This is a genomic window from Nocardiopsis protaetiae (assembly GCF_045446735.1).
In the GTDB taxonomy this organism is placed as follows: Bacteria; Actinomycetota; Actinomycetes; order Streptosporangiales; family Streptosporangiaceae; genus Nocardiopsis; species Nocardiopsis protaetiae.
Genome location: NZ_JBJJBV010000064.1, coordinates 1 through 26,623, shown reverse-complemented (window position 1 = coordinate 26,623; position 26,623 = coordinate 1). Strand labels below are relative to the sequence as shown.

Sequence of the window (26,623 nt, the reverse complement as noted above, 5' to 3'; positions counted from 1 at the left end):
GCGCGGGCCGCAACGCCAACCGCACATTTACGGCTGTTTCCACGAACTCCCACGAGGCAATTCCGGTCCGTGCTAATCATGTGACCGACAGTGACGGAATCTGCCCTCGGGAATCCCTATGTTCACCCTGTTCCTCATCCTCGCCGTACTGGCCGCCATGGTGGCGGGGGCGGTCCTGGCGGCCGGCCGATTCCGGGTCGACGACGGGGAGTCCGGCGGAGCCGTCGGCATCGTCGTGGCCCCCTGCGTCCTGGCCCTCTACCTCGGCGCGGCCGCCATGGGCGTGGTCATCGGCTGGGAGGGCTACAAGGGTGCCGAGGACGGGCTGATGGCCGAGGTCGGCTCCGCCCAGTCCCTGTACTGGAGCACGGTCGCCCTGCCCGAGCACGAGGCCGAGCAGGTCCGCGACCGGCTGCGCGACTACCTGGGCTCCGTGGTCGAGGACGACTGGCCCGCCATGGAGGCGGGCGAGGGCTTGAGCGCGGAGGGCGACGCCGCCTACGCCGACCTGGCCGCCTCGGTCCGCTCGCTGTCGGTCTCCGACACCGGTGACGGGCTGGACCGGCTCACCGCCCGCCAGGAGCTGAACTCGCTGGGGGAGGCCCGCCTGGAGCGCGCCGACGCCGCCACCGAGGGCATGCCGCCCGCGCTCACCGGCATCGCCGTGCTCTCGGCGACCGCCGTCGCGGTGCTGCCCTTCGCCATGCTCAAGCGCGGCTCCCGCGCCGCCTACTTCTGGGCCGGGGCGAACCTGGCGTTCGTGTTCGCCACGATCGTGCTGCTGTTCTACGTCGGCCACCCGTTCAGCGGCATCCTCGCCCACGACGCGGGAGGGATCGAGGAGGCCCTGGCCGGGTTCGACGCCATCGACCGGGCCCTGGCCTCCCCGATGTCCTCCTACTGAGTTCTCCCACCGCCCGCCGCTCCGGCTATCCGCGGCTCGCGCGGGTGGCGGCGCCCGCGGACGCGGCGGCGGCCACGGCCACGATGACCACCAGCACCGCCGAGGTGCGCATCGTCCCGAAGGCGGGGGAGACGGCCGTCCCGCCCCCGGTCATGTCCGCCAGCGGCAGGGTCGCGGCCACCTCCTCCACGGACTCCTCGCGCCGGGCGGCCGCCGGGGGCTCGTCCTCCTCGGCGGGGGAGGCGGGGTCCGCGACCCCGGGTTCCGGCGAGGCCGCGGGGTCGGCGGTCGGCTCCGCGCCGGGGGCGGGCGTCTCCAGCGGAGGCGCCGGCCGGGCCTGGGGCCCCTCGGGTGTGCGCGGCAGCCGCGGCTGCGGCTCCGGAACCCCCGGAACGGCCGGGGGCTCCTCCGCGGACGGCGGCTCCTCGGGGTCCGGCGGCCGGGGCGCGGGCGGCTCCGGCGCGGGCGGCCGGGGCGCGGGGGGCTCGGGCCGCGGCTCCCGCGGCGGGCAGGCCGGGGCCCGGCCGGAGTGGACCACCACCCGGGTGCCGTCGGCGCAGACCAGCACGTGCGACACGGGGGTCCGGCCGACCTCCACCTCGACGCGGTCGGGGGCGCTCACCGCGTTCACGCCCGGGGCGTCCACCCGCACCCCGCCCTCCCCGGCGGAGACCGACACGGGACCCTTCGAGACCACGGGGTCGGGGACGGCTGCCTGTGCCGCCGGGGCGCCGCCGAGCAGCAGCAGGCCCGTCACCAGGACGGCCAGGGTGCGGCGGGGGGACCTCATATCACTCCTCGTGCTCGTTGTATGACACTCGGAGATCGTACGGGGTCGGGGCGGCCCACGGGTCCGGAACGCGGCGGCCGGACGCCCGGGGGTTCCGGTCTCAGGGCGAGTGCAGCCGCAGCACCGCGTGCTCGGCCCAGTCCGGCGGCCGGGTCAGCCGGGACACCACCGCCATCGTCGCGAACGCCAGCGGGATCGTCCACGCCGCGGGCTGCGCCAGCAGCACCGTCCCCCACCCCGCCGGGGTCGGCAGCAGGATCGACCACCCCACCGCGCCGGTCGCCGTCACCGCGCCCACGGTCAGCCCCGCCGCCGCGCCCGGCAGGGTGAGCCGCCGCCACCAGATCCCCAGCACCAGCAGCGGGCAGAACGTCGACGCCGCCACCGTGAACGCCCACACCACCAGCACGTTGATGTCGATCTTCTCGGCGGGCAGCGCCAGCAGCACCGCCACGCACGCGCCCACCGCCACCGCCAGCCGCAGCCGCGGCACGCTCCCCCGGAACAGGTCGTGCGACAGCCCGCCCGCCAGCGCCAGCAGCAGCCCCGACGACGTGGACAGGAACGCCCCGAACGCGCCCGCCGCCACCAGCGCCGTCAGGATCGTCCCCGCCGACCCCGGCACCGCCTGCGCGGGCAGCACCACCGCCACCGTGTCCGTGCCCTGCAACAGCACCAGCTGCGGGGTCAGCACCCGCCCCAGCAGCCCGTACACCACCGGGAACAGGTAGAACAGGCCCAGCAGGGCGATCACCCCCACCGCCACCCGGCGGGCCACGCGCGCCGACGGGCTGGTGTGGAAGCGCATGATGACGTGCGGCAGCCCCATGCAGCCCAGCGTGATCGCCAGCAGCGTCGACCACGTCTCGAACAGCGGGAACCCGCCCGAGTTCAGCAGCGGCGTGCTCCACCGCTCCCCGCCCAGGTCCGGCAGGCCCTCCGGGTGCGGCACCGTCGCCCCCGCCGGGAACTCGTACACGGTGCCCGCCGCCACCGTGTGGTCGCCCTCGGCCAGCTCCACGCCCGTACCGTCCGGCGCGGTCACCGCCACCGGCGCGTCCAGGCCGAAGGTGGTGTCCACCGTGAACTCCACCCGGGTCGCCTCCGCGAAGTGCGTCCCCCACTCCGGGTGCAGGGCCTGCGCCCGCACGTCCGCGCCCGCGTGCGCCACCAGGTAGACCGCCGGGATCGCGATGAACAGCAGCTTGACCACGTAGTGGAACGCCTGCACGTACGTCGCCGAGCGCATCCCCCCGGCCGCGATCGACCCGCTCACCACCATCCCGGCCAGCACCACGCCCACCCAGTACGGCGTGCCGCTGACCAGCGCCAGCACCACCCCGGCGCCCTTGAACTGCGGCACCAGGTACAGCAGCATGATCACCAGCACCACGAACCCGCACAGCTTGCGCAGCCGGGGCGCGCCCAGCCGGTACTCCGCGAAGTCCGGCACCGTGAACGCGCCCGACCGGCGCATCGGCCCGGCCACCAGCGCCACCACCGCCACGTAGCCCGCGCAGAAACCCACCGCGTACCACATGGTGCCCAGGCCGTTCTTGAGCAGCAGCCCGGACAGGCCCAGCACCGAGGCGGCCGACAGGTACTCCCCGGCGATCGCCAGCGCGTTCCAGTTCGGCGACACCCGGCGCGAGGCCACCAGGAAGTCGGAGGTGGAGCGGGCGGCGCGCACCCCGTAGACGCCGATGACGAGGCTGGTGACCAGCACCAGGCCGATGGCCAGGACGGAGATCACGGCTCGGTGGGGTCCTTCCCGTCGGCGTCCGCGTGCGCGGCGGCCTCGGCCGCGGCCCGCTCCTCGGCCCGCTCGGCCGAGCGCACGTGCCACAGCGCCAGCAGGAACAGCAGCGGGTACACCGCCACCACCAGCAGCGCCCACGACAGCGGGATCCCCGCCAGTCGCGACTGCGTCAGCTGCGGCCACAGCGCGAAAGCCCCGCTCGTCCCGAACAGCAGCAGCGACAGCAGCCCCACCGTGCGCACCGCCGTCCGGCGCTGGCGGTGGAACAGCCGCCGCGCCGCCTCGGTGTCCACCGGCCCGGGGATCGGCAGCAGGTGCTGGGCCGGGCGGTTACCGCGGGCCAGCGCGATCCGGGTCTGCGGGCTGGTCAGCTTCTCCCGCCGCGGGCTCATGGGGCCTGCCGCGGGGAGCCGTCGGGTTCACCGTCCCGGGGCCGGGGCGTGCCCTGGGCGTTGGCGGCCCGCCCCAGCTGGTCGCGGCGGGCCGCCTCCAGCAGCCGGGAGCGCAGGTGCCGCCCGTGCCGGCGGCTCACCGGCACGTCCCCGGCCGGGGTGCCCGCCACCAGGCCCGAGGAGGACGTCACCCGCAGGTCGCGCACCCACGGGATGGCGATGAGGAACCCCCGGTGCACCCGGACGAACCCCGCCGACGCCCACACCTCCTCCAGGTACGACAGCGACAGCCGGATCAGGTGGCCGCCCTCGGCGGTGTGCAGCCGCACGTAGTCGCCCTGCGCCTCGACGAACTGCACGTCGTCGCGCTTGACGAACACCGTCCGGCGGCCCGTGTCGATCTGCACCACGTGCAGGTCCTCCGCCGGGGGCGCGGCCTCCTCGGGGCGGCGCAGCTGCGCGATCCGCCCCACCGCCTCGGCCAGCCGCTCCGGCCGGATCGGCTTGAGCAGGTAGTCCACGGCGCCGATGCCGAACGCCTCCACGGCGTGCGCCTCCGACGCCGTCACGAAAACGATCGACGGCGGGTCGGACATGACGCTCAGCACCCGGGCCACGTCCATCCCGTCCAGCCCCGGCATGAGGATGTCCAGGAACGCCGCGTCGATGCTCTCCACCCCGAGCAGGCGCACGGCCGCCGCGCCGTTCTCGGCCACGAGCACCTCCGCCACCTCGGGCATGTCGCCCAGCAGCGCGGCCATCTCCTGGCGGGTGGACGCCTCGTCCTCCACCACCAGGACGCGGAGCGCGGGCTTCACGGCGCCACCACCCCCCTGGCGAACCTCGGAACGCGCACGGTCACCTTGGTCCCTTCCCCCAACGCGGTCTCGATCACCAGACCGTACTCGGGTCCGTAGACGGCGCGCAGCCGCTGGTCCACGTTGGCCAGCCCGATGCTCCGCGATTCGGGCCCGGTCCCGGCGAGCAGGGCGCGCGCCAGGTCGGGGTGCATGCCGACGCCGTCGTCCTCGATCTCGATGACGCACAGCGGGCCCTCGCCGAACCCCGAGACGCTGATGTGCCCGCGCCCCTCCTTGCGCTCCAGGCCGTGCCGGATCGCGTTCTCCACGATGGGCTGCACCACCAGGAAGGGGATCGCCACCGGCAGCACCTCCGGGGCCATCCGCACGGTGATGTCCAGCCGGTCGTGGAACCGGGCCCGCTGGAGTTCGAGGTAGGTCTGCACCGCCTCCAGCTCGTCGGCGACCGTGGCGTAGTCGCCCTTCTCGGAGAACCCGTACCGCAGGTAGTCGGCGAAGTCCGACAGCAGGTGCCGGGCCCGGTCCGGGTCGGTGCGCACCAGCGCCGCGATGACGGCCAGCGCGTTGTGCACGAAGTGCGGGGAGATCTGGGCGCGCAGGGTGCGCAGGTCGGCGGCGGCGATCCGGGTGCGGGCCCGGCGCAGCGCCGCGTGGTCCAGGGAGTCCGCGACCAGGGCGGCCGCCGCCTCCACGTCGGCCTCGACCGGGTCGCCGGAGGCCAGCAGGGCGCCGGAGATCTCGTCGGCGACGTTGAGGGGGACGGCGCACACCGTGGTGCCGTCCTTGAGGCGGGTGCGCACGTTGCTGCCGTACTCGAAGACCTGGGCGAGCAGGGTGTCCACCTCCTCGGGCTCCGGGCGCCTGCCGTGGCCGGCCACCGGGCCGTCCAGGTCGGCCAGGACGACGCCCTCGGCGCCCAGGATCCGCCGCAGCCGCTTGGCGGCGGCGGGCACGCTCCTGCCGTGCAGCCCGTCCCGGAGGTCGACGCCCAGGGCGTGGACCTGGCGCATCAATTCGACGCTCGCCCGCGGCTCCGACGACTCGGGGCGGCGACGTCGGGAGGGGGACAACCACGACGGCCACCGGTACGACACAAGACGACGATATCCCAGCAAAGTGTGTCGGCGCTCACGTTGTCCGGGTCACCTTTCGGTCTCCGTGGGGATCTTCGCGGGGGATGTCGGTTCGGGCACGGGCCGGGCCCGCCACCCGTGAGGGTGACGGGCCCGGTGTGGGGAGGGGACCCGGGGCGGCGGCCGGTGAACCCGGAGGCAGGGTGCACCCCCGGTCGGGAGTGTGGCCGCCGATGGCCTCCTCGGATCCTCTGTGGTTCAGGGGCGGATTTATTGGGGCTGGAGCCCTCACGTGGATCGTGCGGGCTCCAGCCCTGGGCGGGCCAGGTGGGTCGGCCGAAGGCCGTCCGTTGAGGGTGGTGGTGGGCGACGGGTGGGTTAGGTGGGTCGGCCGAAGGCCGTCCGTTGAGGGTGGTGGTGGGCGACGGGTGGGCTAGTGGTCCGCCGCCTTCTCCGCGCCCGCGCCGGACAGCGCGCGGACCTGGATCTGGGCGAACTTCGCGAAGTCCTGCTCCTTGGAGGTGAGCGTGCCGACGATCGCGCAGAGCAGACCGATCGGCACCGAGAACAGCGCCGGGTTCGCGATGGGGAACCAGGAGAAGTCCGCGGTCGTGATGAGCGAGGTCTCGGCGCCGGAGACCACCGGCGAGAAGAACACCAGGCCCACCGCGGCGATCAGGCCGCCGTAGATGCCGGAGACGGCACCGCGGGTGTTGAAGCGCTTCCAGAACAGGCTGAGCAGGATCGTGGGCAGGTTGGCCGAGGCGGCGATGGCGAAGGCCAGGGCCACCAGGAAGGCCACGTTGAGGCCCTGGGCGAAGATCGCCAGGGTGACGGCGACGACGCCGATGCCGATCGCCGCGAGCTTGGCGAACCGCACCTCCTCGGTGTCGGTGGCCCGACCCCGGCGCAGGACCGAGTTGTAGAAGTCGTGCGCCAGCGACGAGGACGACGCGATGACCAGGCCGGCCACCGTCGACAGGATCGTCGCGAACGCCACCGAGGCGATGAGCGCCAGCAGCACCGCGCCGACGATCTCGCCGCCGAAGTACGCGCCGACCGACTGGGCCAGCTGCGGGGCGGCGGCGTTGCCCGCCGCGTCCTGGGTGGTGATCGCCTCGTGGCCCACGATGGCCGCCGCGCCGAAGCCCAGGACCAGGGTGAACAGGTAGAAGGTGCCGATGAGGGCGATGGCCCAGTTGACCGACTTCCGGGCGGTGACCGAGTCGGGCACCGTGTAGAAGCGGATGAGGATGTGCGGCAGGCCCGCCGTGCCCAGCACCAGGGCCATGCCCAGGCTGATGAGGTCGAGCTTGTTCCACAGGGTCCGGATGGGGTCGCCCGCGACCTCCACGCCGTAGCGCAGGCCCGGTTCCAGGAACGCCGCGCCCTGGCCGCTGGCGTCGGCCGCGTCCCTCATCAGGGCGCCGAAGTTGAAGCCGTAGATCGACAGGGTGAGCAGCACCAGCAGCCCGGCGCCCGTCATCAGCATGACGGCCTTGATGATCTGGACCCAGGTGGTGCCCTTCATGCCGCCGAAGGAGACGTAGATGGTCATCAGCATGCCGACGACCACGATGCCGACGATCTTGGCGGTCTCACCGGACATGCCCAGGTAGGTCTCGCCCGGCTGGATGCCCATCAGCAGGGAGATGAGGGCGCCGGCGCCGACCATCTGCGCGAGCAGGTAGAAGATCGACACGGTGACGGTGGAGACCGCCGCCGCGGTGCGCACCGGGCGCTGCTGCATCCGGTAGGACAGGACGTCGCCCATGGTGTAGCGGCCGGAGTTGCGCAGCAGCTCGGCGACGAGCAGCAGGGCCACCAGCCAGGCGACGAGGAACCCGATGGAGTACAGGAAGCCGTCGTAGCCGAACAGGGCGATCATGCCCGCGATGCCGAGGAAGGAGGCCGCGGACATGTAGTCGCCCGCGATCGCGAACCCGTTCTGGGTGGCGTTGAACCCGCGGCCGCCCGAGTGGAAGTCGGTGGCGTTGTGGGTGCGGCGGCTGGCCCACACCGTGATGTACAGGGTGGCCGCGACGACCAGGCTGAACAGCGCGATGGTGACGGCGCGGCTGGTGTCGCTGACCGCGGTGGCCTCGGCGGCGAGGTTCAGGAGAGGGGTGTTCACCGGTCCTCCGCCTTCTCTTCGAGGGCGTTGCGGACGTCGGCGGCCGCCGGGTCGAGGTTCTTACGCGAGTACGACGAGTAGAGGATCGCGATCCCGAAGGTCGTCACGAACTGGAGCACGCCGAAGACCAGGGCGAGGTTGAACTGGCCCAGGACGGGGGTGCTCATCAGGTCGCGTGCGAACGCGGACATGAACACGTACAGCAGGTACCAGGCCATGAAGGCCAGGCTCATCGGGAAGATGAACCGGTACAGCCGCTGCTTGAGCAACAGGAACTTGGGGTCGCTGTGCATCGCGATGACGTCGGCTTCCGAGAGCCCCCCGTTGAGAGGGGCCGCGGTCTCCTCCGCCGGGGGTTCGGGCGGTTGCTTCGTGGCCATGGTGTGGGTCGTACCTCCGGGGGATGGCGGGGACGGTGCGCTGGTAGGGCCGGGTCTCGTTACATCCGGATTTCTCGAATGTGACCTGTATTACCCGGCACTGTAAGGAGTCGCACTGCCCGACCAGGAGGGGGGACACGGCCGCGCGCGCCGAACGAGGACGTCGAGCGGCGAGCGGTCGCCCACCGTGCGACGAGCGGTCGCGGTGAGGGACGAACGGTCGGCCAGTGGTCGGCGCCGGTGAGGGGGATCTCCGGCGGGGGAGGAACGGCCCGTCCCCGGGGGGCGTTGTACCGTTTACACCGACACCGCCCGCGCCGTGCGCGGGCCAGGTCCTCTCGGACCCCGGACGAGGTGCGCCGTACCCGGTCAGGACAAGACGGCGTGGAACATCCGTTCTCGTCTGTGAGGTGTACCGATGGCCTGGCTCGTACTCGTCCTGTCCGGACTGCTGGAGACCGCGTGGGCGACCGCGCTGAGCGCGTCCAAGGGCTTCACCCGGCTGTGGCCGACCGTGATCTTCGGCGTCACCCTGGCCGGCAGCATGGCGGGGCTGGCCTACGCCCTGCGGAGCATCCCCGTGGGCACAGGGTACGCGGTGTGGGTGGCCATCGGCGCCGTCGGCACCGCGCTGGTGGGCATGTTCGTCCTGGGCGAGGGGTTCAGCGTGACCAAGGCGCTGTGCCTGCTGCTCATCGTCGCCGGGGTGGTCGGCCTCAAGCTGGCCCACTAGGCCCCTGGCCCCCTGATCCCGCTGAATCGTTTGCGCCCCCGGTGCCGGTCGTCCGGTGCCGGGGGCGCCGCGCCCTCACCCCTCGGGGAGGGCGACGCGGCGGGTCGCCGAGTACACGTTCATGGAGGTGCCGCGCAGGAACCCCACCAGGGTGATGCCCGCCTCCCGGGCCAGCTCCACGGCCAGCGACGACGGCGCCGACACGGCCGTGACCACCGGGATCCCCGCCATCCACGCCTTCTGCACCAGCTCGAACGACGCCCGGCCCGACAGCGCCAGCACCGTTCCGCCCAGCGGCAGCGCCCCCTCGCGCAGCGCCCACCCCACGACCTTGTCGACCGCGTTGTGCCGCCCCACGTCCTCGCGGACCACCAGCGGGCGGCCCGCGGCGTCGAACAGCCCGGCGGCGTGCAGGCCTCCGGTGCGGTCGAACACCTTCTGCTCACCGCGCAGCCGGTCCGGCAGCTCCGCGAGCGTCGCGGCCTCCACCCGCACCGGGTCGTCGGCCACCTCCCAGCGGGCCTGCAACCGGACCGCGTCCAGGCTCGCCTTTCCGCACAGCCCGCAGGAGGACGTGGTGTAGAAGTTGCGCTCCAGCGAGGTCTCCGGCACCGGCACACCCGGGGCCAGGCCCACGTCCACCACGTTGAACGTGTTGGACCCGTCCTCGGTCGCCCCGGCGCAGTAGCGGACCGCCCGCACGTCGTCGGCGGCCGCGGCCACCCCCTCGCCCACCAGGAACCCGGCGGCCAGGTCGAAGTCGTGCCCGGGTGTGCGCATGGTGATGGTGAGCGGCCGCCCGTTCAGCCGGATCTCCATCGGCTCCTCGGCGACCAGGGTGTCGACCCGCTCGGAGACGACCCCGTCCCTGATCCGCAGGACCCTGTCCCGTACCGTGACCCGCCCCATCGCCCCCACCGTCCTCGCTCGCCGTGCACCGCGGGAGGTGCGCGTTCACGCTACCCGGCGGCGAGGCGGTAGACACGCCCGTCGTCGGTGCGGTCGAGGCGGCCCTCGTCCACCAGGTACCGGCGCAGCGCCGAGGTGTCGTCGAAGCAGGTCCGCAGCAGCGCGTTCACCTGCTTCTCGTCGTAGTCCGCGCCCGGGACGAAGAGCCGCCGGGCGATCCGGTCCAGCACCTTGAGCCGCGTCTCCCGGCGCGCGGGCATGGAGACCAGCCGCCCGTCCCGGAACAGCTCGTCCACCGGGTCCCGCGGCTCGGCCGGCCGCTGGTCGCGCACGGCGGCGGCGAACGCGTCCGGCACCCACTCCACCCGGCCGTCCTCCTCCCGGATCAGCCCGGCCTGGGCCAGCCGGGCCAGGTGCCGGGCCGCGACCGGGCCCGCGGCGGCGACCTCCTCGGCGGGCACACCGGTGGCGCCGGCGACGACGACGCGGGCGTACAGCTCCAGGCGTTCGGGGTCGGCCAGGGCGGAGGCGATCCGGGCGGGGTGCGGCATCGGGGGCTCCCAGGGGTTGCGTTGCGGTCGTGGCGCCGCCGGCGGGCGGCGCAACCGCACCCTAAGCCGGGGCCGTTCCCGCAGGCCAGGGATTTTCCCGGGTGGCCGCGGGTAGCGGCGGATGGCCGTGGGCGTCCCGGGCGCGGGTGCCCCGGCCGCGCGGCTCAGGCCAGCAGCCCCTCCACGATCCGGCCGACCCCGTCCTGGTGGGCGGGCGGCGCCGTCCGCAGCCCCAGCGCCGGGTCCAGCAGGGCCGGGTGCCCGCTCTCCATCGCGTACCCGGCGCCCGCCCAGGACAGCGCGGGCAGGTCGTTGGGCATGTCCCCGAAGGCCACGACCTCCTCCGCGGACACCCCCCAGCGTTCGCACACCATGGCCAGGGTGCTGCCCTTGTCCACACCCTGGGCGCTCATCTCCAGCAGCCCGAAGCCGCCCGAGTAGGTCACCTCCACCATGCCCCGCACGGCCTGCGACGCGGTCTCGTGCAGGACGTGCACCGGGATGCCCTGCGAGCGCACCAGCAGTTTGGTGATGGGCCGGGCCCGCTCCAGCAGGGTGTCGGTGGAGTCGACCACCTCGCGCACCCAGTCGTTGGACACCCAGGGCTCCAGGTCGTACCCGGCGTCGTGGTAGAAGTCCGTCCCCGTCTCCACGCCGAACCCCACCCCGGGCAGGGCGCCGCGCAGCTCGCCGATGACCGTCCCGGCGGTGGCTGTGTCCAGCGCCCGCACGAAGGGGTCGGATCCCGGGATCTGCGCCACCGCGCCGTTGCCGCACAGCACCGCCGAGCAGTCGAACAGGGAGGCGATGTGGTGGGTGGTGCGCATCGGGCGGGCGGTGGACAGGACCAGCTTCACCCCGGCGGCCACGGCGGCGGCCAGGGCGCGGCGGTTGCGTTCGGAGACCCGGCCGTCGAGGCCGAGGAGGGTGCCGTCGAGATCGGTGGCGATGACACGGGGAAAGACCATGTGTCGGATTATGTCGGGCCCCGGTGACGCTCCGGAAGCGGATTCACGGCCGGACGGTGAGCGGCAGGACTCGGGGCCGCACCGCCGGGACGCGCTCCACCACACCGCCGCGGAACACGTCGTAGAGGTCGAGCGACTCCAGGTGCACGTACCCGATGTGGCAGTCGCAGCTGGTCAGCGGGCAGCCGCCGGGCCCCAGCCGCTCCCGGAACGACCCGTCGTAGAGGTTGCCCATCGGGGTGTCCACGAAGTGGCAGCGCCGCACGTTCCCGTCGCCGTCCACGGACAGCACACTGTCACCGGTCCGGCAGGGCAGGCCCCGGCTGGGGTGCGGGTGGCGGCTGTAGTGGAAGTGCGGGTCGAGCGCCTGCCAGTCGGCGGCCTCGGCGTCGGTGTAGGTCCGGCCCTCGGCGGCGTTCACCCACAGGTACACGTCCTCGGGCAGGTCGGCGCGCATCCGCCGGGCCGCCGCCAGGTGCCCGGGCTCGCCCACCACGCCCACGCTGAACCGCACCCCCAGCTCCACCAGGCGCCGCGCCTTGGCGAGGAACCGCTCGTGGGCGACCTGGCCCGGGTGGTAGGTGGTCCACAGCGCCACCGAGGAGAGATCGCAGTCGGCCAGCCACTCCACCCGGCCGCTCAGGTTGGTCTGGATCGCCACCCGCTCCACGTGCTCCAGCGCGCTCAGCCGGGCCAGCGCCGCGCGGTACCAGGAGCGCACCAGCCCCTCGCCCCACGGGGTGAACAGCACCGAGAACCGGGTGCCGGGGTCCGCGGCGGCCCGCTCGGCGATCCAGTCCTGGAACCGCTCCAGGGCGGCCCGGTCGGCGCGCAGCGTCTCGGGGCTGTCGCGGCGCTTGGCGAAGGGGCAGTACGGGCAGTCGTAGTCGCAGCTGGCCAGCGGCCCCCGGTACAGCAGCGTCAGGTGCGGCGGCAGCGGCCGCGCGGGCGCCGCCATCAGCGGGCCTCGTACTCGGCCATGAGCGCGTTCACCCGGTCGGAGAAGAACAGCGGCCCGACGGCGTCGGAGTGCGCCAGGCCCTCCTCGGTGAGCAGCACGCGCCCTGCCCCGCCTCCGGCCGCGCTGTCGGCCAGCCAGCCGCGCCGGTCCAGGGCGGCGAACAGGTCAGGGAAGTCCTCCCGCGGATGGGTGCCGAACCGGGACGTGTAGTCGGCGGCCGCCATGCCCTCGGTGCGCAGCAGCGACTGGAGCAGGTGGCGGCGGCGCCGCTCGTCGCCGTCCAGCAGGAAGCCCACCTCGGCGCGGGCGAAGTCGGCGGCGTCGCGGCCGATGTAGTCGGCGATGATCGACCGCACCTGCCCCACCCCCACCGCGTAGTCGAAGGAGTAGTGCGCGGCGGTGGTGTAGGAGCGGGCGCCGCAGCCCAGGCCCACCATGCCGTCGGTCTGGCAGCAGTAGTCGGGGCCCTGGGCCTCGGGGGCGTCGGCGCGGCGGAACATGCGCATGGACACCTGCTCGTAGCCGCGTTCGCGCAGGTGGTCGCGGCCCTGCCGGTACAGGCCCAGCCGGTGGTCGTCCCAGGAGCGGCCGCGGCGGCCCAGCCCGGTGAGCGGGCGCACGTACAGCGGGTAGAGGTAGACCTCCTCCGGGGCGTGCTCCAGGGCCGTGTCCAGGGAGTAGGCCCAGGTGCGCTCGTCCTGCCGGTCGATCCCGTAGATGAGGTCCACGTTGAGGCCGGCGGTGGTGTGCGCGCGGATCAGCTCCAGGGCCCGGTCGACCTCGGCGCGCTTCTGCGGGCGTCCCGCGGCGTGCGCCTCGGAGTCGATGAAGCTCTGCACGCCCATGCTGATCCGGGTGACCCCGCGGGCCTCCAGCACCGCGAGGCGGTCGGCGGTCGCGGTGGCGGGCGAGGTCTCCACCGACATCGGGACGGCGGCCAGGTCCACCCCGAACGCCGACTCCAGCACGTCGTACACCCGGGTCAGCTCGTCGGCCTCCAGGTAGGTGGGGGTGCCCCCGCCCAGGGCGGCGCGGGCGAACCCGGCGCCGTCGGGCAGGGCGGCGGCCACCGTGCGGGCCTGGCGCTCGAACGCGTCGAGGTAGGCGGCGACCTGTTCGGCGGGCGGGGTGGAGCGGGTGAACAGGTTGCAGAACCCGCAGCGCATCTCGCAGAACGGGATGTGCAGGTACAGCGACAGCGCCCGCACGTCCTCGCCCCGCCACAGGTCGGCCAGCGGGGGGCGCTCGGCGAACGGGCGGTAGGCGCTCTTGTGAGGGTAGGCGTACACGTAGGAGCGGTAGGGGGAGTCGGCGGCCACGGGCTCGGTGGCCGGGACCAGGGGCAGGGCCGTCACGCGGTCGCCTCCTCGGGCTCGGTGGTGGGCGGGGTGGCGGGTGCGGTGGTCGGCACGGTGTAGCCGTGCGGGAGGAAGAAGTGGGCGTAGGGCACCGTCCACACCACCTCGTGGCCGATCCGGTGCCCGACGTGCCCGTCCTCGCCGTAGGCGGTGCCGTGGTCGGAGCACACGATCGCGAAGCACGGCCGGTGCGCGGCCATCGCCTCCAGCAGCGGCGGCAGGTGCCGGTCGATGTACTCCAGGGCGGCGGCGTGGCTCTCCCGGGTGTCCCCGGCCTCCCGGGTCGCCCCGGGCAGGTGGAACCAGTTGGGCTGGTGCAGGGCGGCCGCGTTGAGCAGCAGGAACAGCGGCTGTCCGGCGGGCCGGGCGCGGGTGACCTCGACGGCCCGCGCCACCTGGTTCTCGAAGGAGTGCGGGTCGGCGACGCCGAACGACTCCTCCCAGTGGCTCTCCTGGAACATGTCGGGGATGACCGAGCCCACCGCCGACCGGCGGTTGAAGAACCCGGTGCCGCCCACACACGCCGTCCGGTACCCGGCTGCGGCCAGCCCCGAGGCCAGGTCGGGGGTGTCGAACGTCCACGTGCGCGGGGCGGTGGACACACTCCCGGGGAACGCGGCGGCGAACAGCCGCGGGTGCGGGCCGGGCGCGGCGGGGGTGGGCAGGAACCCGGCCAGCATCGCCAGGTGCGAGGCGTAGGTGAAGCTGCCCGGGGCGTGCCGCTCCTCCCAGCGCCCGCCCGGCAGCAGCCGGGCCAGGTGGGGGATGCGCCCGGCCGCGGCCAGTTCGACGGCGACGTCGTGGCGCAGGGTGTCCAGGGTGAGCAGCAGCAGGTCGTGCGTGCCCACCACGGCGTTCATGTCCGGGATCTCGGCGGTGGGGTGGGTGGGAAGGGTGGTGTCCATGGTGTCTCTCAGGATGCCCGGCCGGCCGGAGCGGACGGGACGGGGAAGCGGCCGGTGTCCAGGGCGTGCAGCTGCTCGGCGTAGGTGTCGCGGCCCTCGTTCAGCACCCCGGGGACGAGGTCGCCGAACGCGTTGACCTCGCACACCGCGAACGACCGCCAGCCGGGGGTGGCCAGCAGGTCCACCCCGGCGTGCAGGGTGGCGAAGCACCCGGCGGCGGCCTCGGCCACCGCCATCGCCGTCTCCCAGGCGTCGGGGCCGACGTCGGCCTTCAGGGCCTCCAGGTCGCCGCGGGCGTTGCCCAGGTGCAGGTTGGTCATGGGGGAGCGGGAGGAGCGCACCACCACGTGGTTCGCCTTCCCGGCGGTCACCACCACCCGCAGGTCGATGGTCTTCCCGGCGAACCCGGCCTTGGGCACCCACCGCTCCACGTGCAGGCCGTCGGGGGCCAGGGCATCCACGACGGCGGCGACCTCCTCCTCCGTGGTGTAGGTGCACAGCCTGAGGCTGTTGAACAGGGCGGGGCGGCCGTCCCCGTCCCGGGCCAGGTGCGCGGAGGTGACGGCGCGGATGCGGCCGCCCGGGGCGGTGGCCAGGGCGATCACCCCCGAGGCCGAGGACCCGTGCGCGGGCTTGACGAACACCCGGTGCCAGCGGTGCGCGGCCATGGCCTCTCGAACCTCCCGGTAGTTCCGGACCGGCGTGCGGGGCGCGGGCGGCACCGGCACCCCGGCGGCCTCCAGGCGGGCGTGGCAGCGGCGCTTGTCGCACATGGCGACCAGGTCGTCCACGTCCTGGAGCAGGTGCGCGCCGGGGGCCGCGGCGACCGCGTCGGCGAGCCGGGCCAGGGCGGCGCGGAACCCGGCGTGGTGGTCGCCGGTGCCCTCGGCCCGGTACAGGTCGGGGTCGTGGTCCCAGCCGCGCAGCAGGCGCTCGGTGGGGACGTCGCCGCCGGGGGAGTCCACCCGGACCAGGGCCCCGGCCGGGACCTCCACGGGACCGGCGGCCAGGTCGCGCCAGGGCAGCACGACGGGCTCGGGCCATCCGGTGGCTGCGGCGGCGGCCCGGAACAGCTCCAGGCGCCGGTTGCCGGGGACGCCGACCACGACCAGGGGGCGGTCCCGGACATCCGCGCGGATCGGCGTGCCGGTCATTCGGACACCGCCGTGCAGTGGCGGACCTCGGTCGTGTCGGGCACAGGGGTTCCTCGGCGGTGTTGCTCGGCGGCGGAGGGGCGCCGGTGGGGGACCGTGCGTTTCCACCTGGGGTTTCGGGGGTTCCAGGTTTAGCAGCCCCCGGCGACGTTCCGCCGTCCGGTGCTCCCTTGCCGCTCCGGGAGGGAGCGGCCCCGACCGGGGTCGGGGCCGCCGGGTTCGCGGGTCAGAACTGGTCGCTGCCGACGGCCTGGCCGATGGGGAAGGTGTGGCGGGACGCGGCGCAGATCGTCTCCAGCGCGTGGACGGGGAGGTCGTCGGTGGAGTGGCTGACGCGCAGGACCTGCACCACCCACTCGCCGGGGATGTCGAGCAGGTCGGCCTCGTAGGGGGTCGCCGGGCGCGCGGTCAGCGTCTCGACGGCGTGGTCGAAGCGGTGCCCCAGGTCCTCGATGGCGGCCTGGAGGGTGGGCAGCACGAAGCCCTCGCCGTCCAGGCGGGTGTTCTCGCCGACGTCCACGCGGAAGTAGGAGGTGGAGATCCGGACCGGGACGCCGTTGGCCCAGAACATCTTGCGGCGGGCGATCACGTTGTCGCCGGGTTCGACGCGCAGGCCCAGGGCGACGTGCTCGTTCGCGGGCTCCTGGCCGACGAACAGCATCTTGCGCTCGGGGTTGAGCCCCTGCTGCTCGGCTTCGGTGAGGTAGAGCGACTTGGAGCCCCGGGTGCTGGGCGGGGTCGGGAGCGCCCGCTGGACGAGCACGCGCGGTCTGGGCTCGGTGGGGCCGGTGGGCGCCCGGTGGTCGGGTTCGGCGGCTCCGGCCTTCTTCATCTGGGAGACCCGGCCGGGGGAGACGCCCAGGTGCCGGGCGATGTCCTCCTGGAGCATGCCGCCCTGCTGCGCCTCGATGATCGCGGCCCGGCGGATGCGGGAGAGTTCGACGCTCTGGCCCTGCAAGGTGGTCATGGCCGCTGACGCCGCGCGGGCTCTGTCCAGCGGGTCGGGCATAACGGCGATGTCGTGCAATGTCCTTGCATCCAAGGCGAATCCTCACTTCGGGGTGCTCCACGGTCGACTTTAGCCCCCCTATTGCGCCTGGTGAAAGGGTGGGTTACTGTCGTCACATGCGAGGGTTTAGCCCCTATAAAGCCAGCGGTCGAGTGCTGGCCCGTAGGCGGTGGAGCGTTCGGCGGTCACACCTCCAGTGTGCCCGACCCTGTTCGGCCCGAGCGTGGCACCGTGCGGTCTGGCTCGGCGGTCACGGCCGCGCGGTGTTCCTCACCCGTGGGCGTCCGCCGACCCGCCGCCACACCACCGAGACCACGGAGCAGGACATGGACAAGCCCGACTACGACCCGGCCGAGGACCCGATCCCGGACGACCTCACCGAGGAGGAGAAGAACGCCGTCCGCCGCCAGGGCGAGTTCCTGGCCTGGCAGCGCTCCGTCCTCGGCGACCGGCCCGGCGAGGGCTGACCGCCCCGTGAACGGGCGTCAGCGGCGTGCGTGGCGGATCCTCAGCCGTCCGAAACCCAGGGCACCCGAGATCCGGATCGTCGGCCCGCCACCCGCGCCGGGGCGCCGCGGAGGCCGGTACCGGGTGTCCTTCCACCCCGAGGCGACGCCGGGTCCGCCATCGAAGAGGTCACCCCCGCACCCTAGCCCCGGGCCATCGGCGCGAACAGGGGCTCACAGGCCGATCGCCCCGTCGATGCGCTCCCGGAGCAGGTCGGCGTGGCCGTTGTGGCGGGCGTACTCCTCGACCATGTGCAGCAGCACCCAGCGCAGCGACACCGCGCCCCGCCAGGAGTCGACGCCCTCGACGTCCAGGTCCGGGGCCCGAGCGGTGAACCGCTCGGCGAAGTCCACCTCGGCCCGCCAGGCCGCCCAGGCGGCCTCCGCGAGCCCGGGCTCGTCCCGGGCGCCGTCGAAGTCCCCGTCGGGGTCGGCCGCCGAGGCGAACAGGGCGGGCGCGTCCTGCCCGGCCAGCACCCGGCGGAACCAGCGACGCTCCACGTCCGCCAGATGGCGGACCAGGCCGAGCAGCGAGAGCGTGGACGGCTGGACCGACCGCAGCGCCAGCTCCGGCCCCAGACCGGCGCACTTCAGCCGGAACGTGGCGCGCTGGGCGGCCAGGACGTCGACCAGCATTGGCCGTTCGCCCCCGGTCGTCGGCCCGGCGAACCGGCGCTCGCCATCATCGCCGCCGAACAGCTCGGCCCTTCTGGTGCCCATGGTGGTCCTCCTACTCGGCGACGGCGGTGTAGTAGCGGATCCCGCCGTCCCACACCCGCGGATCCTGCGGGTGGGAGAGATCGACGTCCACCCCGGGCAGGGCGGCGCGCACCCGCGCCGCCGTCTCCTCCCCGAGGAAGTGGTGGTGCAGGTCCAGCCGCTCCAGGTGAGCGAACGCCGAGGCGTGCGCGGCGAGCGCCTGCCCGCCCTCGTCCGTCAGGTCGCCCAGCGACAGGTCCAGCACTCGCACCCGCCCCACCACCGGCGCGGCGGCCAGTTCCGGGATCCAAGCGTCCAGCCGCTCGACGTTGCGAAGCCCCAGGCGCCGCAGCCGCGGGAACACGTCCCCCGCCAGCACCGGCCCCAGATCGGCGGGCGCGGTCTCCCCGCCGTACTCCTCCACCCCCGTCCACAGCTCCAGGTGTTCCAGCGCGGGCAGGTCCGCTGCGCACACCTGCCGGACGACCTCCGGGCGCAGGGCGCCGCTCTGCACGGTCAGCTCGCGCAGCCGCTCGTGCCGCCCCACGTTCAGCGCCAGGTCCCCGGTGCCCCCGCGCACGGTCAGCGTCTCCAGCGACGGCAGCGCCGCCACCAGCGGTCCCAGATCGGTGTGGTGGATCCAGGAGATCTCGTTGTCGTCCTGGAGCACCTCGCCGTAGAACAGGTGCCGCAGCCCGGTCAGCCGCGGCGCCGACGCGAGCAGCGCCGCGAACACCCGGTCGGGGTCCATGGTGTGCTCGAAGTCGGCCAGGTCGCCCACGATCAGCGCGGCCACCCGCCCCGGGTCGACCTCCTGGCCGAAACGGGCGATGTAGGCGCCCGCGTCCTCCACCCGCTGATACTGGTGGTACCGCTCGGCCTGCGCCTTCCGCAGCCCCAGCGCGACGTCGTCGTCCAGCCGCAGCCGCCACGCGACGGTTTCGGGCGCCGCGACCGCGGCGGCCAGCCGGGCGTGCGGCGGGTAGGGGTCGGGGACCGGCCGCCCGGAGCGGACCAGGCCCTGGTACTCGTGGTCGACGGTGTCGTACCCGGGGAACTCCACGACCGGCAGCCCGCCGAACCCGGTCAGCAGTTCTTCGTTGGGCCGCAGGGGGTCGCGCACAGTGCTCCTACTCGAAGACCGCGGTGCAGCGGTACGGTTCGCCGGTCCAGGTGCGGGGCGAGGGGTTCCCTCACTCCGTCACCGACGGGTAGAGCCACTCGCCGTCCTGGAACTGCCGGTCGTCGATGTGCACCTCCACGCCCGCCTCGGCGAAGGCGGCGCGGACGCGCGCCTCCATCTCCTCGGACATGTAGTGGTGCTCCAGGTCCAACCGCCCCAGCCCCCGGAACACGGGGGCGTCCAGGAGCACCTGCGCGCCCTCGTCGGTGAGGGTGCCCATGGACAGGTCCAGGGAGCGCACCCGCTCCACCACCGGCGCGTCGGCCAGGGCGCGCACCCACTGGTCGGTGTACTGGGCGTTGAGCAGCCCCAGGTGGTTGAGCCGCGGGAAGGCCTCGCCCGACAGGGTCCGGGCCAGGTCGTCGGGGGTGGTGTCGCCGCGGTAGTCCTCGACACCCAGCCACAGCTCCAGGTTCTCCAGCTCGGGCAGCTCGGAGGCGTCGATGCCGCGGGCGATCCGGGCGGGCAGGCCGCCGCTCTGCACGGTGAGGCTGCGCAGCGCGTCGTGCCGCCCGATGTCCAGGCCCAGCTGGCTCTTCTCGTGCATGTAGGGGTCGCCGGTGCCGCGCACCGCGAACTCGGTCAGGCCGGGGAACGCGGCCAGCACCGGCGCCAGGTCGGGCTGGTGGATCCAGGAGATCTCGGACTCCTCGGCGACGATGTCCCCGATGAACAGCGCCTCCAGCCCGGTGAACGCGGCGCCGTGCTCCACGAGGGCGTCGCGTGCCGGGGTACCCGGTTCCTGGGTCTCGGAGGACCCCGCCGGGCCGATCACCATGGCCCGGACCAGGGAGGTGTCCGCCTCCTCCACGAAGGAGGCGAAGTACTCCCGGAAGTCCTCCTCCGGCTCGTAGCTGTCGACCCCCAACCGCCAGGCGTAATCGCGCACGGTGCGCAGCGCGGCGAGCCGCGCCAGCGGGTCGGGGGCCGGGCGGCGGTTGTACCGCTCGGTCGTCGAGGCCATCCCCTTGGGGGACACGTATTCGAACACCGGCAGTCCGGCGAAGGTGCTGAGGTGGTCGCCGACCATTGACATCACTCCTGGTGGAGAGGGGGTGGATGGGACATGTGTAGCAGCCCGCGGTGACGGATGGGCGTACGGGGCCCGCCCCCTATTCGGTGACGGAGGGGTAGAGGCGGTCGCCGCCGCCGTCGAGGCGTTCGCTGACGTCCACCTGTGTTCCGGTGTCGGCGAAGGCCTCCAGGACACGCTTCTCCATGTCCTCGGTCATGAAGTGGTGGTGCAGGTCGAGGCGGCGCAGACCGCGGAAGCCGGGGGTGTCGAGCAGGATCTGCGCGCCCTTGTCGGTGAGGGTGCCCGAGGAGAAGTCCAGGGCCTCCAGCCGGTCCAGGATCGGGGACCCGGCCACCGCCTCCACCCACAGGTCGGTCCGTTCGGCGTTGCGCAGCCCCAGCGACCGGACCCCGGTGTGCACCCGGCCCTCCAGCAGCGGGGCGAGGTCGGCCGGGAAGGTGTCGCCGTTGTAGTTCTGCACGCCCAGCCACAGCTCCAGGTGCTCCAGCGCCGGGTAGCGGGAGGCCAGGACCTGGCGGGCCAGATCCGCGGGCAGACCTCCGCCCTGGAGGGTGAGCGAACGCAGGTGGGCGTGCTCCTCCACCGGCAGGGACAGCGCCCCCGTCCCCCGGATGCCCAGCCGCTCCAGCCGGGGGAAGGCCTCCAGGACCGCCGACAGGTCGCCGTGTTCCAGCCAGGAGGCCTCGCACTCGTCGTAGGTGGCGTCGGCGTAGAACAGCGACCGCACCCCGGTCCACCGCGGCGCCGTCGCCAGCAGCGCGTCCCGGATCGGCTCGGGTTCCATGACGTCCATGGTCTCCTCGTGGTTGCCGATGACCAGGGCCGTCACGGCCGCGGGGTCCACCTCGGAGCAGAACCACTCGTAGTACCGCTGCACGAAGTCCTCGCCCCTGCGGGGTTCCCAGCCCTCGGCGTCGCGCAGCCGCCACGCGAACGAGGCCGGGGTGCGCAGGGCGGCGAGCAGCGGCAGCGCCTCGGTGAGGCCGCGGCGGCCGCCCGGGTGCTTCTCGGCCCACTCGCGCTGGGCGGCCATGCCGTCCGGGGAGCGGTACTCGAACACGGGCAGCCCGCCGAACTCGGTCATGTGGGCGTTGAACGTCATGGGTTCCTCGGGAGGTGTGGTGCGCTGGGAGGAACCAGGAATAGCAGAACCCGGCGACGAACGCGGCGGATCAGTCCCGCGCCGTCGGCAGCCGCTCCGCGCGTTCCGCACGCCCGTCCCGGGCCTCCCGGGCCTCCCGGGCCGCCCGCGCGTGGCAGCCCGACGCCACGGCCTCCTCCAGCATCCGCCTCAGGTTCGGGCACTTGAGCACGTCCCCGGACTCGCACGCCACCGCGTGCGCCACCATCTCCCGGGCCGCCCGCAGCCGCTCCAGCCGCTCGTCGAGTTCGGCCAGGTGGTCGGCGAGCGCCGCCCCGCGCCGTTCGGCGTCGGCCCCGCCCAGCTCCCGGATGCGGTCCAGGCTCATCCCGGCCTCCTGCGCGCTCAGGACCAGCGCCACCTGCAACCGCTGCTCCGGCGCGTACCGGCGCTGCCCGCCCACCCGGCGGACCGGCTCCAGCACCCCCATCGCGTCCCAGTGCCGCAGCACGTGCGGGCCCAGCCCGAACTCCGCGGCCAGATCCCCGATGGACAGTTCCCCGGTGCCCGAGCGTCCGGTACCCGGCTGCCCGGTGCCCGACCGGACGGTGTGCGGCTTCCCGTCGTTCGACTTCCCGGTGCTTGACCTCATGTCCACATGAAGTTCCACACTGGGCTCCCGTGTCAAGGGGCACGGGACGGGAACACCCGCAAGAGGGGGACGACCATGGACGAGGACACCACACGGGTCCGCGGCGACTGGAACCGGATGGCCGCCGGATACGACCGCGGCGAGCGCCTCCAGAGGCTGGTCATCGGCGACACCCGGGCGCGGCTGTGCGGCCGGGCCCGCGGCCGGACCCTGGAGGTGGCCGTCGGCACCGGCCACGACCTGCCCTACTACCCCGACGGGGTCGAGCTCACCGGCCTGGACCTGAGCCCCGCCATGCTCGGCCTGGCCCGCCGCCGGGCCGCCCGGCTCGGCCGCCCGGTCACCCTGGTGGAGGGCGACGCCCAGGACCTGCCCTTCGCCGACGGCGACTTCGACACCGTCCTGTGCGCCCTGGCCCTGTGCGCGATCCCCGACCAGCGGCGGGCGCTGGAGGAGATGCACCGGGTGCTGCGCCCCGGCGGGCTGCTGCTGCTCGTCGACCACATCGAGTACACCAAGGCCCCCTGGCGCCGACGCGAGGCCCGCAAGGAACGGCCCCGGCGGCTGCCCCGCGCGGTGGCGCGGGAGGTCGGGTTCACGGTGGACCGGTACGACCGGACCGCCCTGGGGTTCGTGGAGCGGGTCGTCGCCCACCGCCCCGGGCCGGGGGCCGGGCCTGGAGCCGGGCCGGGGGCCGGATCGGGAGAGGAGGGATCGATCGCCGGGTGACACGCGGTGGCGTGGCGGGACATCCGCGCCTCCCCGGTGTGAGAGTGGTGACATGGCCACACACAGTGAACTGCGCGATTTCTGGGAGCGCCGCCTCGAAGGCGACTGGACCGAGAGCGGTGTCGGCTACCGCGCCCTGGGGCGCCCCTTCAACACCTGGATGTACCGGGTCCGCGAAGAGGTGTTCCTGCGCCAGGTGGGACGCCTGGGACTCATCGACCCGAGCGTCCTGGACGTGGGCAGCGGCACCGGCTTCTACGTCCGGCTCTGGGACCGGCTGGGCGCCGCCGACGTCACCGGCTGCGACATGACCGACGCCGCCGTGGCGCGGCTGCGCGAGCGCTTCCCCGACCACCGGTTCGTCCGCCAGGACGCCGCCGACCTCGACGCGTTCGAGAACGCGTCGTTCGACGCCCTGTCCTGCATGGACGTCCTCTTCCACATCACCGACGACGACCGCTACACCTCCGCGATCGGTGAGTTCGCCCGGGTGCTGCGCCCCGGCGGGACGCTCGTCATCTCCGAGAACTGCCTCCAGCGCCCCGAACAGCGCGGCGAGCACCAGGTCAACCGCACCCTGGAGTGGATCGCCGGGACCCTGGACAAGGCCGGGTTCGACCTGCGCCTGCGGGTGCCCATGCTGGTGCTGATGAACGCCCAGGTCGACGCCGCCGCGCCCTGGCGCAAGGCCTGGGGCGGGGCGCTGCGCGCCGCCACCCTCACCGGCCCCACCGGCTGGCTGGCCGGGGCCGCCCTCTACCCGCTGGAACGCCGCCTGGTGCGCGGCCGCCGGGAGAGCCCCACGACCGAACTGCTGATCTGCCGCCGCCGCGGCTGACGGCGGCTGACGGCGATCGGCCGGGTGCTGACGCGTGCGGCGCGACTGATAGGGCGCTGACAGGCGATCGGCCGGGTGCTGACGTGTGCGGTGCGGCTGACGCGACCGGCTCGCCGGGTGCTGACGCGTGCGGCGCGACTGATAGGGCGCTGACAGGCGATCGGCCGGGTGCTGACGCGTGCGGTGCGGCTGACGCGACCGGCCCGCCGGGGGCTGGCGCGTGCGGTGTGGCTGACAGGACGCTGACAGGTGGCCGCGCGGGAGCTGACATGGGGCGGTGCGGCTGACAGATGGCTGATCGGAGGCTGACGAACGGCTGACACGTACCGGACACGACGGGGTGTGCCGACCCGGGCGGGTGTCGGCGCGTTACGGTGGGGGTCCACCTTGTGCCGGTAACGGTGTTCACGGGGACCGGACGCCCGGCGCGGCGGACGTCCTGCTCGGGAGGCGACTGTGCGACGCTCCACCATCAAGTCCGCGGTCAAATGGGGGCTGCTCGGCCTCCTGACGGCCCAGATCGCGGTGGCGGCGACCCTCATGGGAATCAACCACTGGCGGCGCAAGGTGCGCCCGCACCGGGCGTTCTTCCCGCGCACCGCCCCCGAGGCGCTCCCCGTCGGCGACACCACCGCCACGGTGTACACCTACGGCGAGGACCTGTACGAGGACATGCTCGCGGCGATCCGGGGGGCCCGGCGCCGCATCCTGTTCGAGTCCTACATCGTCAAGGACGACCGGGCCGGGAACGACTTCAAACAGGCGCTCATCGAGGCGTCGGTGCGCGGAGTCGAGGTGTACGTCATCTACGACGGGTTCGCGAACCTGGTGGTGCCCCGGTCGTTCTTCGACTTCCCGCCCGAGGTCCGGGTGCTGCGCTACCCGGCGTTCCGCCCCGGGGTGCTGCTGCTCAACGTCCGCAAGTCCGGCCGCGACCACCGCAAGATCCTCACCGTCGACGGGGAGGTCGGGTTCGTCGGCGGCTACAACGTGGGCTCGCTGTACGCCACCGAGTGGCGCGACACCCACCTGCGGGTGAACGGCCCGGCGGTGTGGGAGCTGGAGAACGCGTTCGTCGACTTCTGGAACGCCAACCGCGGGCTGCGCCTGCCCGAGCTGGGCATGCTGGGCGACCCGCAGTGGGACGCCCGGTTCCGGGTCCACCGCAACGTGCCCGAACAGCTCATCTACCCGATCCGGGCGATGTTCCTGGAGGCCATCGACCGGGCCAAGGACCGCGTCCTCATCACCCAGGCCTACTTCATCCCCGACCGGGAGCTGCAACGGGCGCTGGTGGACGCGGCCGGGCGGGGCGTGGACGTCAACATCCTCATCCCGGAGAACTCCAACCACGTGCTGGCCGACTGGATGGCCCGCGGCCAGTACTCGGTGCTGCTGCGCGGCGGGGTGCGGCTGTGGCTGTACCAGGACGCCATGGTGCACGCCAAGACGGCGACGGTGGACGGGCGGTGGAGCACCATCGGCACCGCCAACGTCGACCGGCTGAGCCTGACCGGCAACTACGAGATCAACGCCGAGATCTTCGACGAGGGGGTGGCCCGGCACCTGGAGGAGGTCTTCGCCAACGACCTCACCAACGCCCGGGAGCTCACCGAGGAGGAGTGGCGGTGCCGCCCGTTCGCCGCCAAGTTCAGCGAGATCATCCTGGCCCCCTGGCGACCCTTCCTCTGAGACACGGCTGCCGAGAACCCGGCCGGAAAGGGCCCCGAACATGGCGTTCGAGTTCGACTTCGACGACCCGTCCCTGAATGCCGCGCTGGCCCTGCACGAGCGCCAGGAGCGCCAGGGGCCCGGGTCGCGGGCCACCACGGAACTGCTGCTGACCCTGGCGGGCCCGCTCCCGGAGCGGCCGCGGGTGCTGGACCTGGGCAGCGGGACCGGGGCGGCCTCCCTGGTGCTCGCCGAGCGCCTGCCCGGGTCGCGGATCACGGCTGTGGACATCTACCCGCCGTTCCTGCGCGAGCTGGAGGAGGCGGCCGCGGCGGCGGGCGTCGCCGACCGGATCACCGCCCGCGAGGGGTCCATGGAGTCGCTGGACGACCTGCCCGACGGGTCGGTGGACCTGGTGTGGAGCGAAGGGGCCGCCTACCACATCGGGTTCGGTGAGGCGCTGCGCTCCTGGCGGCGGCTGCTCTCGCCCGGGGGCGCCCTGGTGGTCACCGAGTGCGGGTGGGTCACCGACGAGCCCTCCGCCGAGACGCGGGCGTACTGGGACGCCGCCTACCCGCTGCGCACCACCGCGGAGAACGTGGCGGCGGCGACCGCGGCCGGGTACACGGTGCGGGCGACCTACCTGCTGCCGGACTCCGACTGGCTGGAGGCGTACTACGCGCCGCTGGAGTCCCGCGCGGAGCAGTCCGACCCGGGCGATCCGCACGCGGCCGCGGCCGCCGAGGACGTGCGCCGCGAGGCGGAGCTGTACCGGGCGCACGGCGACGAGTACGGCTACGTGGGGTACGTGCTGCGCCCCGCCCGCTGACCCGGTCCGGGTGGTCCGGACCGAGCGGTCCGGGTCGGCGCGGCCCCGGGCCGGGTGATCCACCTCGGGCCGCAGGGTCGGCGGGCCGGTGGCCGATCCCGTGCCGTGTCCGCTGTGACCTCTCCGCCGGCCGCGGAAGGGCCGCGGTTCGGGTTGGCGGAAGCGGGTGGGAGTCGATGAGGGCGGCCGTCCGGCACGCCGTTCGGGCGTTGATGCTCCGGCCGTCGGAGACAGGGGCGTTCGCCTTGGCGTGGCCGCTCCGCGGTGGGCTGCTTGCCCAGGTAGGCGACGGCGCGGCTGCTCGGGCCGGTGTGGCGTTCGGCGATGGCGCGGCTGCTCGTCCGGGGTGGGGCCGGTCAGTGGTGGCGCAGGTGCTCGGTCCAGCGGCGCGGCCGTTCGCCCGGACAGGTGGTGGTGTGGGCCCTCGGCGGTGAGGTCACCCGCCCGGGTGGGCGGTGGCGCGGTTGCTCGTCCGGGGTGGGGCCGGTCAGTGGTGGCGCAGGTGCTCGGTCCAGCGGCGCGGCCGTTCGCCCGGACAGGTGGTGGTGTGGGCCCTCGGCGGTGAGGTCACCCGCCCGGGTGGGCGGTGGCGCGGTTG

The 26,623-nt window shown here is 73.8% G+C and carries 27 protein-coding genes and 1 riboswitch; of the genes, 7 read left to right on the top strand and 20 right to left on the bottom strand.

Going from position 1 to position 26,623, the window contains the following annotated elements; translation table 11 throughout:
- Positions 1 to 118: 118 nt before the first annotated feature.
- Entirely contained in the window at positions 119 to 904 is a 786-nt protein-coding gene (locus ACJOT3_RS12625) for a bestrophin-like domain (protein ID WP_406972185.1), read from the top strand.
- A gap of 25 nt (positions 905 to 929) precedes the next feature.
- Here ACJOT3_RS12625 and ACJOT3_RS12620 read toward each other — a convergent pair whose 3' ends face one another.
- The 7 genes from ACJOT3_RS12620 to ACJOT3_RS12590 form a co-directional block, all read right to left on the bottom strand.
- Positions 930 to 1,694, bottom strand: coding sequence for a hypothetical protein (locus ACJOT3_RS12620; RefSeq protein ID WP_406972183.1), 765 nt, complete (start codon positions 1,692 to 1,694; stop codon positions 930 to 932).
- Between the two features lie 100 nt (positions 1,695 to 1,794).
- Positions 1,795 to 3,447: a sodium/solute symporter gene (locus ACJOT3_RS12615; RefSeq protein ID WP_406972181.1), complete on the bottom strand. Its 1,653-nt coding sequence runs from the start codon at positions 3,445 to 3,447 to the stop codon at positions 1,795 to 1,797.
- On the bottom strand, positions 3,444 to 3,845 hold the full coding sequence (locus tag ACJOT3_RS12610; protein ID WP_406972179.1) for a hypothetical protein: 402 nt from the start codon (positions 3,843 to 3,845) through the stop codon (positions 3,444 to 3,446). The genes ACJOT3_RS12615 and ACJOT3_RS12610 overlap by 4 nt, the downstream gene beginning before the upstream one ends.
- Positions 3,842 to 4,663, bottom strand: a complete 822-nt coding sequence (locus tag ACJOT3_RS12605; RefSeq protein ID WP_406972177.1) for a LytR/AlgR family response regulator transcription factor — start codon at positions 4,661 to 4,663, stop codon at positions 3,842 to 3,844. The genes ACJOT3_RS12610 and ACJOT3_RS12605 overlap by 4 nt, the downstream gene beginning before the upstream one ends.
- The gene (locus tag ACJOT3_RS12600) at positions 4,660 to 5,676 is read right to left on the bottom strand and encodes a sensor histidine kinase (RefSeq protein WP_406972175.1); all 1,017 of its coding nucleotides are present in this window, start codon (positions 5,674 to 5,676) and stop codon (positions 4,660 to 4,662) included. The genes ACJOT3_RS12605 and ACJOT3_RS12600 overlap by 4 nt, the downstream gene beginning before the upstream one ends.
- 496 nt (positions 5,677 to 6,172) lie before the next feature.
- A complete protein-coding gene (locus ACJOT3_RS12595) occupies positions 6,173 to 7,858 on the bottom strand; it encodes a monocarboxylic acid transporter (protein WP_406972189.1) in 1,686 nt (561 codons plus the stop codon).
- Between the two features lie 11 nt (positions 7,859 to 7,869).
- Positions 7,870 to 8,253: a DUF485 domain-containing protein gene (locus tag ACJOT3_RS12590; protein WP_406972173.1), complete on the bottom strand. Its 384-nt coding sequence runs from the start codon at positions 8,251 to 8,253 to the stop codon at positions 7,870 to 7,872.
- Between the two features lie 326 nt (positions 8,254 to 8,579).
- A riboswitch (guanidine-III (ykkC-III) riboswitch) is annotated at positions 8,580 to 8,642 on the top strand.
- A gap of 29 nt (positions 8,643 to 8,671) precedes the next feature.
- Between ACJOT3_RS12590 and ACJOT3_RS12585 the strand changes: the two genes are divergently transcribed.
- On the top strand, positions 8,672 to 8,986 hold the full coding sequence (locus ACJOT3_RS12585) for a DMT family transporter (RefSeq protein WP_406972171.1): 315 nt from the start codon (positions 8,672 to 8,674) through the stop codon (positions 8,984 to 8,986).
- Between the two features lie 75 nt (positions 8,987 to 9,061).
- On the opposite strand, the gene fdhD is transcribed toward ACJOT3_RS12585, so the two are convergent.
- From fdhD to ACJOT3_RS12545, 8 genes are all read right to left on the bottom strand, one after another.
- Positions 9,062 to 9,895 (bottom strand): formate dehydrogenase accessory sulfurtransferase FdhD, encoded by an 834-nt coding sequence (gene fdhD, locus ACJOT3_RS12580; protein ID WP_406972169.1) that lies wholly within the window; start codon positions 9,893 to 9,895, stop codon positions 9,062 to 9,064.
- Between the two features lie 50 nt (positions 9,896 to 9,945).
- Entirely contained in the window at positions 9,946 to 10,446 is a 501-nt protein-coding gene (locus ACJOT3_RS12575) for a DUF2087 domain-containing protein (protein WP_406972167.1), read from the bottom strand.
- 164 nt (positions 10,447 to 10,610) lie between these two features.
- Complete coding sequence (locus ACJOT3_RS12570) at positions 10,611 to 11,414, bottom strand: HAD family hydrolase (RefSeq protein ID WP_406972163.1); 804 nt, start codon at positions 11,412 to 11,414, stop codon at positions 10,611 to 10,613.
- Between the two features lie 43 nt (positions 11,415 to 11,457).
- A complete protein-coding gene (locus tag ACJOT3_RS12565; protein WP_406972161.1) occupies positions 11,458 to 12,372 on the bottom strand; it encodes an STM4011 family radical SAM protein in 915 nt (304 codons plus the stop codon).
- Positions 12,372 to 13,730, bottom strand: a complete 1,359-nt coding sequence (locus ACJOT3_RS12560; RefSeq protein WP_406972159.1) for an STM4012 family radical SAM protein — start codon at positions 13,728 to 13,730, stop codon at positions 12,372 to 12,374. The genes ACJOT3_RS12565 and ACJOT3_RS12560 overlap by 1 nt, the downstream gene beginning before the upstream one ends.
- Positions 13,727 to 14,593 (bottom strand): STM4013/SEN3800 family hydrolase, encoded by an 867-nt coding sequence (locus ACJOT3_RS12555; RefSeq protein WP_406972187.1) that lies wholly within the window; start codon positions 14,591 to 14,593, stop codon positions 13,727 to 13,729. Before ACJOT3_RS12555 ends, ACJOT3_RS12560 begins: the two co-directional genes overlap by 4 nt.
- Positions 14,594 to 14,646: 53 nt before the next feature.
- Positions 14,647 to 15,792, bottom strand: coding sequence for an STM4014 family protein (locus tag ACJOT3_RS12550; RefSeq protein ID WP_406972157.1), 1,146 nt, complete (start codon positions 15,790 to 15,792; stop codon positions 14,647 to 14,649).
- Positions 15,793 to 16,018: 226 nt separating this feature from the next.
- Complete coding sequence (locus ACJOT3_RS12545) at positions 16,019 to 16,759, bottom strand: GntR family transcriptional regulator (protein ID WP_406972155.1); 741 nt, start codon at positions 16,757 to 16,759, stop codon at positions 16,019 to 16,021.
- Between the two features lie 305 nt (positions 16,760 to 17,064).
- Here ACJOT3_RS12545 and ACJOT3_RS12540 point away from each other — a divergent pair, with 305 nt between their 5' ends.
- Positions 17,065 to 17,268 carry a hypothetical protein gene (locus ACJOT3_RS12540; RefSeq protein ID WP_406972153.1) on the top strand — a complete coding sequence of 68 codons (204 nt, stop codon included), beginning with the start codon at positions 17,065 to 17,067 and terminating at the stop codon, positions 17,266 to 17,268.
- Between the two features lie 213 nt (positions 17,269 to 17,481).
- Here ACJOT3_RS12540 and ACJOT3_RS12535 read toward each other — a convergent pair whose 3' ends face one another.
- From ACJOT3_RS12535 to ACJOT3_RS12515, 5 genes are all read right to left on the bottom strand, one after another.
- Positions 17,482 to 18,027: a DinB family protein gene (locus tag ACJOT3_RS12535; RefSeq protein WP_406972151.1), complete on the bottom strand. Its 546-nt coding sequence runs from the start codon at positions 18,025 to 18,027 to the stop codon at positions 17,482 to 17,484.
- A gap of 10 nt (positions 18,028 to 18,037) precedes the next feature.
- Positions 18,038 to 19,129: an STM4015 family protein gene (locus tag ACJOT3_RS12530; RefSeq protein WP_406972149.1), complete on the bottom strand. Its 1,092-nt coding sequence runs from the start codon at positions 19,127 to 19,129 to the stop codon at positions 18,038 to 18,040.
- Between the two features lie 70 nt (positions 19,130 to 19,199).
- Positions 19,200 to 20,219 carry an STM4015 family protein gene (locus tag ACJOT3_RS12525; protein WP_406972147.1) on the bottom strand — a complete coding sequence of 340 codons (1,020 nt, stop codon included), beginning with the start codon at positions 20,217 to 20,219 and terminating at the stop codon, positions 19,200 to 19,202.
- A gap of 82 nt (positions 20,220 to 20,301) precedes the next feature.
- Positions 20,302 to 21,327, bottom strand: a complete 1,026-nt coding sequence (locus ACJOT3_RS12520; RefSeq protein ID WP_406972145.1) for an STM4015 family protein — start codon at positions 21,325 to 21,327, stop codon at positions 20,302 to 20,304.
- Positions 21,328 to 21,397: 70 nt separating this feature from the next.
- Positions 21,398 to 21,958 (bottom strand): helix-turn-helix domain-containing protein, encoded by a 561-nt coding sequence (locus tag ACJOT3_RS12515; RefSeq protein WP_406972143.1) that lies wholly within the window; start codon positions 21,956 to 21,958, stop codon positions 21,398 to 21,400.
- A 75-nt stretch (positions 21,959 to 22,033) separates the two neighbouring features.
- Between ACJOT3_RS12515 and ACJOT3_RS12510 the strand changes: the two genes are divergently transcribed.
- From ACJOT3_RS12510 to ACJOT3_RS12495, 4 genes are all read left to right on the top strand, one after another.
- A complete protein-coding gene (locus ACJOT3_RS12510) occupies positions 22,034 to 22,687 on the top strand; it encodes a class I SAM-dependent methyltransferase (RefSeq protein ID WP_406972141.1) in 654 nt (217 codons plus the stop codon).
- Positions 22,688 to 22,739: 52 nt separating this feature from the next.
- On the top strand, positions 22,740 to 23,525 hold the full coding sequence (locus tag ACJOT3_RS12505; protein WP_406972139.1) for a class I SAM-dependent methyltransferase: 786 nt from the start codon (positions 22,740 to 22,742) through the stop codon (positions 23,523 to 23,525).
- 456 nt (positions 23,526 to 23,981) lie between these two features.
- Entirely contained in the window at positions 23,982 to 25,217 is a 1,236-nt protein-coding gene (locus tag ACJOT3_RS12500; RefSeq protein ID WP_406972137.1) for a phospholipase D-like domain-containing protein, read from the top strand.
- A 40-nt stretch (positions 25,218 to 25,257) separates the two neighbouring features.
- Positions 25,258 to 26,025 (top strand): class I SAM-dependent methyltransferase, encoded by a 768-nt coding sequence (locus tag ACJOT3_RS12495; RefSeq protein ID WP_406972135.1) that lies wholly within the window; start codon positions 25,258 to 25,260, stop codon positions 26,023 to 26,025.
- Positions 26,026 to 26,623: the final 598 nt, after the last annotated feature.